At 72.8% G+C, this 13,407-nt stretch carries 12 protein-coding genes; 5 read left to right on the top strand and 7 right to left on the bottom strand.

All coding sequences use genetic code 11. The features are described from left to right. Window positions 1–12 precede the first annotated feature (12 nt). Genes ABZ342_RS09085 through ABZ342_RS09070 form a run of 4 tightly spaced genes read right to left on the bottom strand, consistent with a single transcriptional unit; the run spans window position 13 to window position 4,347 of the window. Window positions 13–957 carry a TAXI family TRAP transporter solute-binding subunit gene (locus ABZ342_RS09085; protein ID WP_360470523.1) on the bottom strand — a complete coding sequence of 315 codons (945 nt, stop codon included), beginning with the start codon at window positions 955–957 and terminating at the stop codon, window positions 13–15. Next, window positions 954–2,345 carry a HAMP domain-containing sensor histidine kinase gene (locus tag ABZ342_RS09080; RefSeq protein ID WP_155544145.1) on the bottom strand — a complete coding sequence of 464 codons (1,392 nt, stop codon included), beginning with the start codon at window positions 2,343–2,345 and terminating at the stop codon, window positions 954–956. The genes ABZ342_RS09085 and ABZ342_RS09080 overlap by 4 nt, the downstream gene beginning before the upstream one ends. A gap of 3 nt (window positions 2,346–2,348) precedes the next feature. Continuing rightward, window positions 2,349–3,026 carry a response regulator transcription factor gene (locus tag ABZ342_RS09075; RefSeq protein WP_155544144.1) on the bottom strand — a complete coding sequence of 226 codons (678 nt, stop codon included), beginning with the start codon at window positions 3,024–3,026 and terminating at the stop codon, window positions 2,349–2,351. A 7-nt stretch (window positions 3,027–3,033) separates the two neighbouring features. Continuing rightward, window positions 3,034–4,347, bottom strand: a complete 1,314-nt coding sequence (locus ABZ342_RS09070) for an MFS transporter (RefSeq protein ID WP_360470520.1) — start codon at window positions 4,345–4,347, stop codon at window positions 3,034–3,036. A 184-nt stretch (window positions 4,348–4,531) separates the two neighbouring features. On the opposite strand from ABZ342_RS09070, the gene ABZ342_RS09065 reads away from it, so the two are divergent. Next, a complete protein-coding gene (locus ABZ342_RS09065; RefSeq protein WP_155544142.1) occupies window positions 4,532–5,236 on the top strand; it encodes a beta-ketoacyl-ACP reductase in 705 nt (234 codons plus the stop codon). Window positions 5,237–5,271: 35 nt separating this feature from the next. Further along, window positions 5,272–6,039 carry an enoyl-ACP reductase FabI gene (fabI, locus tag ABZ342_RS09060; RefSeq protein ID WP_013226770.1) on the top strand — a complete coding sequence of 256 codons (768 nt, stop codon included), beginning with the start codon at window positions 5,272–5,274 and terminating at the stop codon, window positions 6,037–6,039. Window positions 6,040–6,042: 3 nt separating this feature from the next. On the opposite strand, the gene ABZ342_RS09055 is transcribed toward fabI, so the two are convergent. Together ABZ342_RS09055 and ABZ342_RS09050 are read right to left on the bottom strand one after the other, a co-directional pair. Beyond that, entirely contained in the window at window positions 6,043–7,209 is a 1,167-nt protein-coding gene (locus tag ABZ342_RS09055) for a Cmx/CmrA family chloramphenicol efflux MFS transporter (protein WP_360470516.1), read from the bottom strand. Between the two features lie 69 nt (window positions 7,210–7,278). Next, complete coding sequence (locus ABZ342_RS09050; RefSeq protein WP_360470513.1) at window positions 7,279–7,860, bottom strand: TetR/AcrR family transcriptional regulator; 582 nt, start codon at window positions 7,858–7,860, stop codon at window positions 7,279–7,281. 87 nt (window positions 7,861–7,947) lie between these two features. Between ABZ342_RS09050 and ABZ342_RS09045 the strand changes: the two genes are divergently transcribed. Further along, entirely contained in the window at window positions 7,948–8,991 is a 1,044-nt protein-coding gene (locus tag ABZ342_RS09045) for a ferrochelatase (RefSeq protein WP_360470655.1), read from the top strand. Between the two features lie 138 nt (window positions 8,992–9,129). Here the strand turns inward: ABZ342_RS09045 and ABZ342_RS09040 are convergent, their stop codons facing one another. Beyond that, the gene (locus tag ABZ342_RS09040) at window positions 9,130–9,927 is read right to left on the bottom strand and encodes a hypothetical protein (RefSeq protein WP_155544139.1); all 798 of its coding nucleotides are present in this window, start codon (window positions 9,925–9,927) and stop codon (window positions 9,130–9,132) included. Between the two features lie 100 nt (window positions 9,928–10,027). Between ABZ342_RS09040 and ABZ342_RS09035 the strand changes: the two genes are divergently transcribed. Together ABZ342_RS09035 and ABZ342_RS09030 are read left to right on the top strand one after the other, a co-directional pair. Beyond that, the gene (locus ABZ342_RS09035) at window positions 10,028–11,425 is read left to right on the top strand and encodes an ATP-binding protein (protein ID WP_360470510.1); all 1,398 of its coding nucleotides are present in this window, start codon (window positions 10,028–10,030) and stop codon (window positions 11,423–11,425) included. Then, on the top strand, window positions 11,422–13,386 hold the full coding sequence (locus ABZ342_RS09030) for a VWA domain-containing protein (RefSeq protein WP_360470508.1): 1,965 nt from the start codon (window positions 11,422–11,424) through the stop codon (window positions 13,384–13,386). Before ABZ342_RS09035 ends, ABZ342_RS09030 begins: the two co-directional genes overlap by 4 nt. Window positions 13,387–13,407 lie beyond the last annotated feature (21 nt).

Raw genomic sequence — 13,407 nt, 5'->3', positions numbered from 1 at the left:
CCAATCTAGCGTTCAGCCGTGCAGCGTCCGGTACGCGGCCGCCGCGCCCGGCTGCAGCGGCACCGGCTGCGTGCCGATCAGCGTCCGCACGTCGAGGAACTGCGTGCCGACGGCCTCGGCGGGCACGAGGTCGGTCGCCCGCTCCACGAGCAGCCGGACGACGGCCGCGGCGACGTCGCCGGGCAGCGCGGGGGAGCAGACCAGCAGGTTCGCCACGCCGATCGTGCCCAGCGCCCCGACCCCGCGGTAGGCGCCGTCGGGCACCTGGACCTGGTCGTACACCGGCCCGTACGCGGCCCGCAGTGCCGGGACCACGGCGTCGAGCGGCAGCAGGGCGATCGGCGTCGTGCGGGTGAGGTCCGCGAGCTTCGGTGTCGGCACCCCGCCTGACCACAGCATCGCGTCGACCCGCCGGGCGGCCAGCGCGCGGACGGCGTCGTCGAAGAGCAGGTGCCGGGCGTCGACCGCGACCCCGGCCTTCGCGAACAGCCGCTCGCCGAGCTGGGCCGCGCCGGACCCGCCCGCGCCGAGCGACACCGGACGGCCCGCCAGGTCGGCGAGCCGGCGGATCGGGCCGTCCGCCCGCACCACGAGCTGCAGGTAGTTCTCGTAGACGCGGCCGAGCGCGAGCAGCGGCACCTTCGCGGTGAACGGCGCGGTCCCGGCGAGCGCCGTCTGGGCGACGTCGGCGAGCACCAGCCCGAGGTCGGCCTGCCCGCTTCGCACCAGCTCGACGTTGGCGACGCTGGCCTCGGTCGGCACGGCGGTGGCGTGCAGCCAGGGCTCGGCCCGGCTCAGCTCGGCCGCCAGCAGCTCGGCGAAGGCGAGGTAGAAGCCGCCGCGTTCGCCGGCGGCGATGGTGACCGTCCGTTCGGGACCTCCGTAGCCCGCCGTCGAGCAGCCGGCCAGGACGAGGCCGAGCCCGCCGAGCAGGGCGGTGCGGCGGGTGAGCGTCACGGCTCCTCCCGCAACGGCAGCGTGACCCGGGCTTCGAGCCCGTGCGGGAGTGCCTGGCGCAGCTCGAGAACGCCGCCGCGGGTGCGCACCTGCTGGTGCGCGATGGCCAGCCCGAGCCCGGTCCCGCGCGGGGCGCCTTCGCCGCCGGCGCGCCAGAACCGCTCGGTCGCCCGCGCCCGGTCCTCAGTGGACAGTCCGGGGCCGTCGTCGCGGACGACGAGGGTCGCCGTCTCCGGACCGCTTTCCCAGTCCGTGGTGATCTTCGCGCCGCGGCCGGCGTAGTGGACGGCGTTGTCCAGCAGCACGTCGAGGATCTGGGCCAGCTCGCCCTCGGGGCAGCGCACGGTGACCGGCTCGTCGTGCCCGGGCGGCGGGACGAGCGTCGAGCCGGTGTCCTCGGCGACCAGGCGCCAGGCGTCGACGCGTTCGGCGAGCACGGCGGCCAGATCGCAGGCCTCGTCCGCGCCCCCGGCGGCGACTCGGGTCGCCGTGCTCTCGGCCAGCGCGAGGGCCAGCAGGCCGTCGAGGAGCTTCTCCAGGCGTTCGACCTCGGCGACGGTCGCTCGGTAGGTGGCGTTGTCGCCCGCCACCTGCGCGGCCAGGGAGTCGACGCGCAGCCGCAGCGCGGCAAGGGGGTTGCGCAGCTGGTGGGACGCGTCGGCGACCAGCCGGTGCTGCTGGTCGGCTGCTTCGAGGACGGCTTCGGACATCCGGTTGACCTCGCCGGCCAGGACCCGCAGCTCGCGTGGCCCGGTGCGTTCGGGGACGTGCGCGCGGTGCCCGGCGGCGACGGCGAGGACCCCGGTCTCCAGTTCGTGCAGCGGCCGCACCATCCAGCGGGCCAGCACCACGGCGAGCAGCACGAACACCACCGCGACCAGCAGCGCCCCGGCGCCGATGGTGCCCCAGCGGGTGGCGACGTCCGCGGCCGCCGCCGTCACCGACGCGCGGAGCACGACCACGCCGGACACCCGGGTGCCGGTGCCGACCGGCCGCGCGAAGTACGCCGGTTCGGCCGACCACGGCCCGAGCCGGCCGACCTGCGGCGCCGGCTCGTTGCGCATCGTCGCCTCGACCAGCGCGTGCACCGCCGGGTCCGCCGCGGTCAGCCCACCGGCCTGCACCAGCGGCGCGCGCCGGGCGTCGACGATGACGACGCCTTCGCCGTACAGCTCGGCGTAGCGGGCCGAGTCGGCCACGAGGGCCGCGGAGTCGCGGGTGTCGACGGCCTGCTGGGCCAGCACGACGAACCGGTCGACGTCGGCGGTGCGGGAGATGACCAGCTGCTGGGTGCGCTGCTCGGCGGTGGACGCCAGCAGCGGCACGGCGAACGCGGCGACCACCGCGAGGGCGAGGGCGACCAGCACGACCAGCAGCCGGGTGCGCACGGGTCAGTCCCGGCCGAGCCGGTAGCCGTAGCCGCGGATGGTGGTGAGCAGCCCCGGCCGGTCCAGCTTCGCGCGCAGGCCGGTCAGGTGGACGTCGAGCGAGCGCGACACCGCGAGGTAGGCGTCGCCCCAGACCTCGTCCATGAGCTGCTGGCGGCTGACCGCGGTGCCGGGGCGCGCGGCGAGCACGGCCAGGATCTCGAACTCCTTGGTGGTGAGCCCGACGTCGTGCCCGGCGACGAGCACCCGGCGGGCGCCGAGGTCGATCTCGACGTCCTCGACGCGCACGACGTCACCGGCATTGTCGGCCGGAGCTTCGCGGGCGACGGCGCGGCGCACGACGGCGTCCATCCGGGCCAGCAGCTCGGCCAGCCGGACCGGCTTGGTGAGGTAGTCGTCCGCGCCGAGCCGCAGCCCGCGCACGACCGAGCGTTCGTCGCCGCGGGCGGTCAGGACGATCACCGGCACCGGCGAGACGGCGCGGATCTTGCGCAGGACATCGAGTCCGTCGAGATCGGGCAGCCCCAGGTCCAGCAGGACGAGGTCGGCGTCGCGGTGGCGGTGCAGGGCGTCGGCCCCGCGCCCGACGCTGGTGACGGGATGGCCGCGCGCGTGCAGCGACTCGGCGAGCGCGCCGGCGACACCCGCGTCGTCTTCGACGAGGAGCACGCGCACGACCATCCCTTTCTCAGCGCTCTTCCAGCTCGGAGCTCTTCGAGGTTTCCCGCATTGTGCCGTAGACGATCAGGGAGACCAGGACACAGCCCGCGACGTACCAGAAGAACACCGACTCGTGCCCGGCGCTCTTCAGCGCCTGCGCGATGAGCTCCGCGGTACCGCCGAAGATCGCCACGGTCAGCGCGTAGGGCAGCCCGACACCGATGGCGCGGATCTTCGTCGGGAACAGCTCGGCCTTCACGATCGCGTTGATCGACGTGTACCCCGCCACGACGACGAGCCCGGCCAGGACGAGGAAGAACGCGCCGACCGGGTTCCGGGTCGAGCCCATGATCGTCATGATCGGCACGGTGAGCAGCGTGCCCGCGATGCCGAAGAACAGCAGCAGCGGGCGGCGGCCGATCCGGTCGGACAGCTTGCCCGCCAGCGGCTGCAGGATCGCCGCGAGGAGGATCGCCGAGAACAGGATGATCGTGACCGTGCGCCGCGGGATGTGGGCGGTGTTCTCGAGGAACTTCTGGCTGTAGGTGGCGAAGGTGTAGAACGCCACCGTGCCGCCGAGCGTCAGGCCGACGACGAGCGCGATCTCCTTCGGGTACTTGGCCAGCGCGCGCAGCGTGCCGCGGTCACCGGCCGCCTCGGTGCCCTTTTCCTTCGTGAAGCTCTCGGACTCGTCCATGCCGCGGCGCAGCCACATGACGCTGAGCGCGGCCACCGTGCCGACGCCGAACGCGATCCGCCAGCCCCACGACGTCAGCTGCTGCTCGGTGAGCAGGCCCTGGAGGATCAGCTGGAGACCCAGCGCCAGCAGCTGGCCGCCGTACAGCGTGACGTACTGGAAGCTGGAGTAGAACCCGCGCTTGCCCGGAGTGGCCACTTCGGACAGGTACGTCGCCGACGTGGAGTACTCGCCGCCGACGGACAAGCCCTGGATCAGCCGCGCGACCAGCAGCAGGATCGGCGCCGCGAGGCCGATCGTGTGATAGCTCGGCGTGACGGCGATGAGCAGCGACCCGCCCGCCATCAGCGTGACCGAAAGCACCAGGGCGCTGCGGCGGCCGAACCGGTCGGCGAACCGCCCGAGCATCCAGCCGCCGAGCGGGCGCATGAGGAACCCGACCGCGAACACGGCGGCGGTGCCGAGGAAGGCGGCCGTCGTGTCGCTCGTCGGGAAGAAGGACTTGGCGAAGTACGTGGTGAACGCCGCGTAGGCGTACCAGTCGTACCACTCCACCAGATTGCCGATGGAGCCGCGCAGCACGTTGCCGATCACGCGTTTCTCGCTCACGGCCCCCGTGGTGGCACCGCTGATCCGGGTTGTCATCGTCGACCTCCTGTGTTGCGACTCACGGTGACCAACCAGCGGGTAACCAGCAAGGTCGGAGGGCAGTTCCTTACACGGGCTTAGGACGGTCACCGGCACCCCGGGCGCGGGTGCGCGACCCGGCGGCGCTGCCGATAACCTCGTGCCCGACATCAGCGCACGGTCGACGAAGAGGGAGAACACTGTGGGACGGTCGGTTCTGGTCACCGGGGGCAACCGGGGCATCGGTCTGGCGATCGCCCGGGACCTGGCGGAGCAGGGACACCGGGTCGCCGTCACGCACCGTGGTTCGGGCGCGCCCGATGGCCTCTTCGGGGTCCAGGCGGACGTCACCGACACCGAGCAGGTCGACGCGGCGTTCAAGCTCGTCGAGGAGCACCAGGGCGCGGTCGAGGTGCTCGTGTCCAACGCCGGGCTGACCGACGACACGCTGTTGATGCGGATGAGCGACGAGCAGTTCGAGCGCGTCATCAACGCGAACCTGACCGGCGCCTACCGCGTCGCGAAGCGCGCCTCCCGCGGCATGCTGCGCGGCAAGTGGGGCCGGTTCGTCTTCATCTCCTCGGTGGTCGGGCTCTCCGGTTCGGCCGGCCAGGCGAACTACGCGGCGTCGAAGGCCGGCCTCGTCGGCTTCGCGCGCTCGCTGGCCCGTGAGCTCGGCTCCCGCAACATCACCTCGAACGTCATCGCGCCCGGCTTCGTGCGCACCGACATGACCGACGAGCTGCCCGAGGACCGCAAGAAGCAGATCCTCGCGCAGGTGCCGTCCGGCCGGTACGCCGAGCCGTCGGAGATCGCCGCAGCCGTGCGCTACCTGGCCTCCGACGAGGCCGGCTACGTCAACGGCGCGGTGCTGCCGGTCGACGGCGGCCTCGGCCTCGGCCACTGACCTCTCTTCATCCCGAACCAAGACTTGGAGGACCCGTGCCCGGACTGCTCGAAGGCAAGCGCCTGCTGATCACCGGCATCATCACCGACGCGTCGCTCGCCTTCCACGCGGCCAAGATCGCGCAGCAGGAGGGCGCGAAGGTGGTGCTGACCGGCTTCGGCCGCATGTCGCTGGTCGAGCGCATCGCGAAGCGCCTGCCCGAAGAGGCGCCCGTGATCGAGCTGGACGTCACCAACCAGGAGCACCTCGACGGCCTCGCCGACAAGGTCCGCGAGCACGTCGACGGCCTCGACGGGGTGCTGCACTCGATCGGCTTCGCCCCGCAGACCTGCCTCGGCGCGCCGTTCCTCGACGCGCCCGCCGAGGACGTCAAGACGGCGATCGAGATCTCGACCTACTCGTACATGTCGCTGGCGAAGGCGTGCCTGCCGCTGATGGGCCGCGGCGCGTCGTACGTCGGCATGGACTTCGACGCGCGCGTCGCGTGGCCGGTCTACAACTGGATGGGCGTCGCGAAGGCCGGGCTCGAGTCGGTCAACCGGTACCTGGCCAAGGAGCTGGGGCCGCAGGGCATTCGCGTCAACCTGGTCAGCGCGGGCCCGATGAAGACGATGGCCGCCAAGTCCATCCCGGGCTTCGTCGACCTGGAGGACGGCTGGGGCGAGCGTGCGCCGCTCGGCTGGGACAGCACGGACCCGGACCCGGTGGCCAAGAGCGTGTGCGCGGTGCTCTCGGACTGGCTCCCCGCCACCACCGGCTCGATGATCATGGTCGACGGCGGGGTCCACTTCCTCGGCATCTGAGCCTCACACGGCCAGCGGCTCCCGGTCGCGGTCGTCGTTCCGCTGGACGACGACCGCGACCGTGACCGCGACCAGCGTCGTCGCGCCGAGGGCGATGCCCGTCCACGCGACGCTGGGGAAGCCCAGGCCGGCCCCGATCGCGAGGCCGCCGAGCCACGGCCCGAGGGTGTTGCCGACGTTGAACGCCGCCGTCGTGCTGGCGCCGACGAGCGTCGGCGCGTTCCCGGCCACGGAGTAGGTGCGGACGTTCAGCGCCGGGTTGGCCCCGAACCCGGCGGCGCCGAACACGAGCACCGCCGCGACGGCGACCCCCGTGTCGGTCGTGAGGGCCAGGACGAGCAGCGACGCCAGGGCGAGCCCGACGCAGCCGTAGAGCGTGGCGAAGGGATAGCGGTCGGCCAGCCGCCCACCGGCCGTGATGCCGATGAGGGCGCCGACGCCGAACAGGGCGAGGACCCCCGGGACCCAGGCCTCCGGGAGACCGTCCGTTTCGGTCAGCAACGGGGCGAGGTAGCTGAACGCGGCGAAGATCATGGCCTGGCACAAGGCGATCACGCCGAGCGCGAGCCAGACCCGGCCGCGCCGGTACAGCCGCAGCTCGGTGCGGACGCTCATCCCGCCGCCGGTCGTCTCCGGCACCAGCGCCGCCACTCCGGCGGCCGCCAGCAGGGTCACGCCCGCCACCGCCCAGAACGCCGTCCGCCAGCCCGCGTGCTGGCCGAGGAACGTTCCCGCGGGGACGCCGGCGATGTTGGCCACGGTCAGCCCGCCGACCAGCACCGCCATCGCGCGGCCGCGGCGCTCCACCGGCACCAGGGCGATCGTCGTCGCCACCGCGACGGCCCAGAAGCCCGCGCAGGCGAGCGCGGCCACCACCCGCGTCGCGAACAGCAGCGCGTACCCGGTGGACAGCGCACCCACGACGTGCGCCCCGAAGAAGACCGCGAGGAGCGCGAGGAGCGTCCGGCGGCGGGGGAGCCGCAGGGTGCCGATCGCCAGCAGCGGGGCCCCGACGACCATGCCGATGGCGAAGGCGGAGATCAGCAGGCCGGCGTCGGGGATGGTGACGCCGAGGTCGGTGGCCATCCCGGGGAGCAGGCCGGTGATCATGAACTCGGACGTGCCCAGCGCGAACACGCTGAGCCCGAGGACGAAGACGGCCAGGGGCACGGGTCCTCCTTGGTTGTGTATCGGTCAGTACAAAATTGAGGCAGCGGGTTTGGCGCCGCGGGGTGTTCTCTATCGAGTGATCGCGGACAGGGCGAGATCGGCGACGGCGTGCATCGCCTCGGGGCTCGCGCCGCGCCGCGACATCACCCGGAGCCCGGAAATGGTGCTGAGCAGGAACTCGGCGACGTCGGCCGGGGCGCGGCCGTCCCGGAGGCTGCCATCGAGAACGCCCTCCCGGGCGCTGCCGGTGAGCAGGGCGAGCTGCTTTTCGGTGTCTTTTCGCAGGGCGGCGCCGACCTCGTCGTCGGGCGTGCCGAGTTCGGCGAGGGTGTTGACGACGAGGCAGCCGCGGCGGCCGTGCCGCAGCTCGTCGTCGATGAGGTCGTCGAACATCGCCGCGATGCGTTCGGCGGCGGTGCCCGGTCCTTCGAGGACCGCTTTCCGGCCGGCGAGACCCTGGGCGCTGTAGTGCGTCAGGGTGCGCTGGAACAGGGCTTTCTTGCTGGTGAAGGTGTTGTAGACGCTGCTGCGCCCGAGTCCGGTGGCCTCGCACAGGTCCTGCGTCGAGGTCGCCTCGTAGCCGCGGGTCCAGAACGCGTGCATCGCGCTCTCGACGGCGGCGGTCTCGTCGAACTCCCTCGGCCTGGCCATGGGATGAGGCTACCAGGGTTTTGGACTGATTGATTCATAACGGGCCCGCGTCAGCGTGCGGGCCGCCACATCGGCAAGATGGCAGGGGTGGGATACGACGCGTTGCTGTGGCTTTCGTTCGGCGGTCCGGAAGGGCCTGACGACGTCATGCCGTTCCTCGAGAACGTCACCAAGGGCCGGGGGGTGCCCCGCGAGCGGCTGCTCGAGGTCGCCGAGCACTACCAGCACTTCGGCGGCGTCTCGCCGATCAACCGGCTGAACCGCGACGCGATGGCCGCGGTCGAGAAGCAGCTCGCGGCCGCCGGCGTCGACCTGCCGGTGCACTTCGGCAACCGCAACTGGCACCCGATGGTCGAAGACACCCTGGCGTCGCTGACCTCTGAGGGCGCGAAGCGGATCCTGGTGTTCCCGACGAGCGCGTACGGCGGCTACTCGGCGTGCCGCCAGTACGACGAGGACATCGAGCGCGCCCGCGCGGCGGTCGGTTCCGGTGCACCCGAAATGGTGAAGATCCGCCAGTTCTTCGACCACCCGCTGTTCATCTCGGCGGTGGCGGACGGCGTCCGCGCGGCCCACGCGTCCCTGGGCGACGTGCCCGGCATCCGCACGGTGTTCACGGCCCATTCGGTCCCGTCGAGCGCGGACGCGGCATCGGGCCCGCCCTCCGAAGGCGGCCGCCGGTACTCCCGCCAGATCGCCGAGGCGGCGCGCCTGGTGGCGGCCGAGGCGGGCATCGATTCCTACGACGTCGTCTGGCAGTCGCGCTCGGGGCCGCCGCAGGTGCCATGGCTGGAGCCGGACATCGTCGACCACATCGACGCGCTGCACGAGTCCGGCGTCCCCGGTGTGGTCGTGTCGCCGATCGGGTTCGTGTCGGACCACCTCGAGGTGATCTGGGACCTGGACAACGAGGCGGCAGAGCGAGCGGCGGAGCACGGAATGGCGTTCGCCCGCGCGGCAACGGCGGGTTCGGACCCGCGCTTCGCCGAGCTGGTGGTGGAGCTGGTGCGCGAGCACACGCACGGGGTGGAGCCGCGCAAGCTGTCCTCGTTCCCGGTCGCGGGCTGCACGGTCAACGGCGCCCCGTGCGCGGTGGGCTGCTGCGAACCGGCCAAGCGCCCGGCCCGGTAAACCAGCCACCGGCGGGCCCCCGCCCTCCCTGGGGGGCGTGCCCTTGTCCAGTCTATCGGCCCCCGCCGACGAAAGGCCGGAAAAGCCCTGGGTACGGCCTCGGTGTCCACATCACGGCTGGGCTGTGGACACCCGGCCTCAGCCCTCGCGGGCGGTCTGCTCCGCGAACACCCGCACCGCCTCGTTGACCGCCGCGCACCGAGCCGTCCGCACCGCGTCCGACAGCGGCCGCAAAGCCTGGGCGCGCAACGACGAAGCCGACGCCGACAACGCCCCACCCGGGTCGTCCGACGACGCGATCGCCAGGATCGCCGCGATCTCCTCCGCCCGCTGCAGCACCCGCAACGCTCGCGCGGGCGTGCCCGCGGGCCAGTCCACGTCCGGCCGCGACCGCAGGTGGGCCGACAGCTCGGCCCGCACCCCGGGCCGGTCCGAGGCCACGTCCAGCGCCTGCAGTGCCCCCGCGCTGTTGCGGATCGCGTCCGTCAGCCCGTGCTCGGCTTCGCCCAGCCCGACGTACTCCGGCGACGCGGTCGGCGAAAGGGAAAACACCGTCCAGCGCACCAGGCCCTCGGCGATCGGCTGCGGCACCAGCCCGAAGCCCAGCTCCGGCAGGACCACCGCGTCGCCCGCCCGCAGTGCCGCCTCCGCGAACGGCCCGGCGCCGCCGAGGCCGCGGACGTCGCCCGGGACCGGCAGCACCAGCCACATGCTTTTCGCTCCTTGCGAACGCAAGGCCATCAGCAGCTGGACTGGGGTGGCCGCGCGGTTGAAGGCCAGCGGCAGGGTGAACGCCTCCGCCGCCGCAGCGTCGGCCGCCACGACGTCGTGGGCTTCACCCCACGCGAGCAGGGCGTCGAGGACATCGTCGGACGCCGCGGCTCCGTTCAGCCACGCGGACGACCAGACGGCGAAAGTCGCACTGGGACGGCACACGACGCCCTATTTTACCGGGCCGTCCGCCACTCCGGCAGCGCGCCCACGCTGGAGTCGCTCCACATCGACGCACCGCCGATCCCGCAGTAGCGTCGAACGGGTGAACGCAGTTCCAGACGCTCTTCCCCGCACCGCCGGGGCCCTGCGCGCGGCCGGGTACGAGCCCCGCCCGATCGCGCAAGAGATCCACGACAACCTCCTCGACGCCCTGAAAACCGGCGAAGACGCCTGGCCCGGCATCGTCGGGTTCTCGCGCACCGTGCTGCCGCAGCTCGAACGCGCGCTGCTGGCCGGGCACGACGTCGTCCTGCTCGGCGAACGCGGCCAGGGCAAGACCCGCCTGCTCCGCACCCTCGCCGGCCTCCTCGACGAGTGGACGCCCGTCATCGAGGGCTCCGAGCTGGGCGAACACCCGCTGCAGCCGATCACGCCCGCGTCGATCCGGCGCGCGGCCGAACTCGGTGACGAGCTGCCGGTCGCCTGGCGCCACCGCTCCGAGCGCTACACCGAGAAGCTCGCCACGCCGGACACGTCCGTCGGCGACCTGATCGGCGACGTCGACCCGGTGAAGGTCGCCGAAGGCCGCAGCCTGGGCGACCCCGAGACCATCCACTTCGGCCTGGTCCCGCGCGCCCACCGCGGCATCGTCGCCATCAACGAGCTGCCCGACCTCGCCGAGCGCATCCAGGTCGCGCTGCTCAACGTGATGGAGGAGCGCGACATCCAGGTCCGCGGCTACACGCTGCGGCTGCCCCTGGACGTCCTGCTCGTGGCCACCGCGAACCCCGAGGACTACACCAACCGCGGCCGGATCATCACCCCGCTGAAGGACCGCTTCGGCGCCGAGATCCGCACGCACTACCCCCTGGACGTCGAATCCGAGGTTGCCGTCGTCCGGCAGGAAGCCCACCTGGTCGCCGAGGTCGGCGAGCCCCTGCTGGAGGTCATCGCCCGGTTTGTCCGGAACCTGCGTGAATCGCCGGTCATCGACCAGCGCTCCGGCGTGTCGGCGCGGTTCGCCGTCGCCGCGGCGGAAACCGTCGCGGCCGCGGCGCTGCGGCGCTCGGCGCTGACCGGGGAAGAGCCCGCGGTGGCCCGCCCGGTCGACCTCGACGCCGTCCCGTCGGTGCTGCGCGGCAAGATCGAGTTCGAGCCCGGCGAAGAAGGCCGCGAGATCGAGCACCTCGTGCACCTGCTGCGCCGCGCGATCGCCGAGACCGCCCGCGAGCGGTTCGCCGGTCTCGACCTGCGGCCGCTGGCCGACGCCGTCGCCGACGGGCACCTGGTCGCCACCGGCGAGCGCGTGCCGGGCAAGGACGTCCTCGAAGCCCTGCCGGAGCTCCCGGTGCTGCACGAGGTCGCCCGGCGCGCCGGCGTCGGAGCCGACGAGCCCGCGGGGCGGATCGCGGCCGCCGTCGAGCTCGCCCTCGAATCGCTGTTCCTGGCGCGGCGGCTGGCCAAGGACTCCGACGACGCGACGACCGTCTACGGCCGATGACCGCGGTCCCGCTTCCCGACGGTTACTCCTACGGCCCGTGGCACGACGGGCCGGACCCGCTCGCGCCACCGGCCGACCTGCGGGACGCGCTCGACGAGATCGGCCGCGAGGTCATGGCGGGCTCGTCGCCGCGGTCCGCGCTGGAGGAGCTGCTCCGGCGTGGCACCGAGCGCACGTCGGGCCTGGACGAGCTGACCCGGCGCCTGTGGCAGCGCCGGTCGCAGATCCAGCGCCGCAACAACCTCGACGGCACCCTGAGGGAGGTCCAGCGCCTGCTTTCCGAGGCGCTGGACGCCGAGCGGCGCGAGCTGTTCCCCGACCCGGACGACGACGCCCGCTTCCGCGAGGCCCAGCTGGATGCCCTGCCGCCCGGCACGGCCGCCGCCGTCAACGAGCTTTCCGAGTACGACTGGCGGTCCGAACAGGGCCGGGAGAACTACCAGCGGATCCGCGACCTGCTCGGCCAGGAGCTGATGGAGTCGCGCTTCCAGGGCATGAAGCAGGCGCTGCAGAACGCCGGGCCCGAGGACGTCGAGCGGATCAACGAGATGCTCTCCGACCTCAACGACCTCCTGGCCGCGCACGCCCGGGGCGCCGAGGACATCCAGGAGCGCTTCGACGACTTCATGGGCAAGCACGGCGAGTTCTTCCCGGAGAACCCGCGGAACGTCGAGGAGCTGATCGACGCGCTCGCCGAGCGGTCCGCGGCGGCCCAGCGGATGCTCAACTCGATGTCCGCCGAGCAGCGGGCGGAGCTGGCCGAGCTGACCCAGCAGGCGTTCGGCGACCCGCGGCTCGCGCAGCAACTGGCCAATTTGGACGCTCAGCTGCAGGCCGCCCGGCCGGGCGAGGACTGGACGGGTTCGGAGCGCTTCCGGGGCAAGAATCCGTTGGGGATGGGCGAAGGCGCCCAGGCGATGGCCGACCTCGCCGAGCTGGACGCGCTGGCCGAGCAGCTCGGGCAGTCGTACCCGGGCGCGCGCCTGGAGGACATCGACCTGGAGTCCCTCGAGCGTCAGCTCGGCAAGGACGCCGGCGTCGACGCGCGGCGACTGTCCGAACTGGAGCGTGAGCTGCGCCGCCAGGGGCTGTTCGAACGCGCCGCCGACGGGACGCTCCGGTTGTCGCCCAAGGCGTTGCGGCGCCTGGGCGAGACGGCGCTGTCGGACATCGTGAACGCGTTGCGCGGCAAGGCCGGCGACCGGGAGACGGAGTCGGCGGGCGCGGCCGGCGAGCCGACCGGGGCGTCGCGGCCGTGGCGGTTCGGGGACATGCAGCCCTGGGACGTGCCGCGGACCATCCGCAACGCCGTGCTGCGGTCGGTGTCGGTGGGGGAGTCTTCGGTCCGGCTGGACGTCGAGGACGTCGAGGTGGTCGAGACGGAGCACCGGTCGCGGGCGGCGGTGGCGCTGCTGGTCGACACGTCGTGGTCGATGGTCCAGGAGGGCCGCTGGCTCCCGATGAAGCGCACGGCGCTCGCGCTGCACCAGCTGATCAGCACGCGCTTCCGCAACGACGCGCTGCAGCTGATCACGTTCGGGCGCCACGCGATGCCGGTGGAACTGCCGGAGCTGATCGGCCTGGAGGGCGCGTGGGAGCAGGGCACCAACGCCCACCACGCGCTGCTGCTGGCCGGACAGCACCTGCGCCGTCACCCGGACGCCCAGCCGGTGGTCCTGATGGTCACCGACGGCGAGCCGACCGCGCATCTGGAACCGGACGGCGAAGCGGTCTTCGACTACCCGCCCCAGCCCCAGACCCTCCACAAGACACTGTCCGAAGTGGACCGCCTGGCCAAGCTGGGCGCCTCGGTGACGGTGTTCAGGCTGGGTGACGACCCGAGGTTGACGGCGTTCGTGGACGTGATCGCCCGCCGCTCGGGCGGCCGGGTGGTGGCCCCGGACCTGGACGGGTTGGGTGCCGCGGTGGTCGGGGATTACCTGCGTACGCGGCGGCGCTGAGGTCGGGTCAGGCCGCCTGGT

The sequence above is a fragment of the Amycolatopsis sp. NPDC005961 genome, assembly GCF_040629235.1.
In the GTDB taxonomy this organism is placed as follows: Bacteria; Actinomycetota; Actinomycetes; order Mycobacteriales; family Pseudonocardiaceae; genus Amycolatopsis; species Amycolatopsis camponoti.
This window is presented reverse-complemented; position numbering and strand designations above follow the sequence as displayed.

Coding starts and splice junctions, on each gene's coding strand:
- ABZ342_RS09075 (WP_155544144.1), bottom strand. CDS start 3,026: ATGGTCGTGCGCGTGCTCCTCGTCGAAGACGACGCGGGTGTCGCCGGC.
- ABZ342_RS09070 (WP_360470520.1), bottom strand. CDS start 4,347: ATGACAACCCGGATCAGCGGTGCCACCACGGGGGCCGTGAGCGAGAAA.
- ABZ342_RS09050 (WP_360470513.1), bottom strand. CDS start 7,860: ATGGCCAGGCCGAGGGAGTTCGACGAGACCGCCGCCGTCGAGAGCGCG.
- ABZ342_RS09030 (WP_360470508.1), top strand. CDS start 11,422: ATGACCGCGGTCCCGCTTCCCGACGGTTACTCCTACGGCCCGTGGCAC.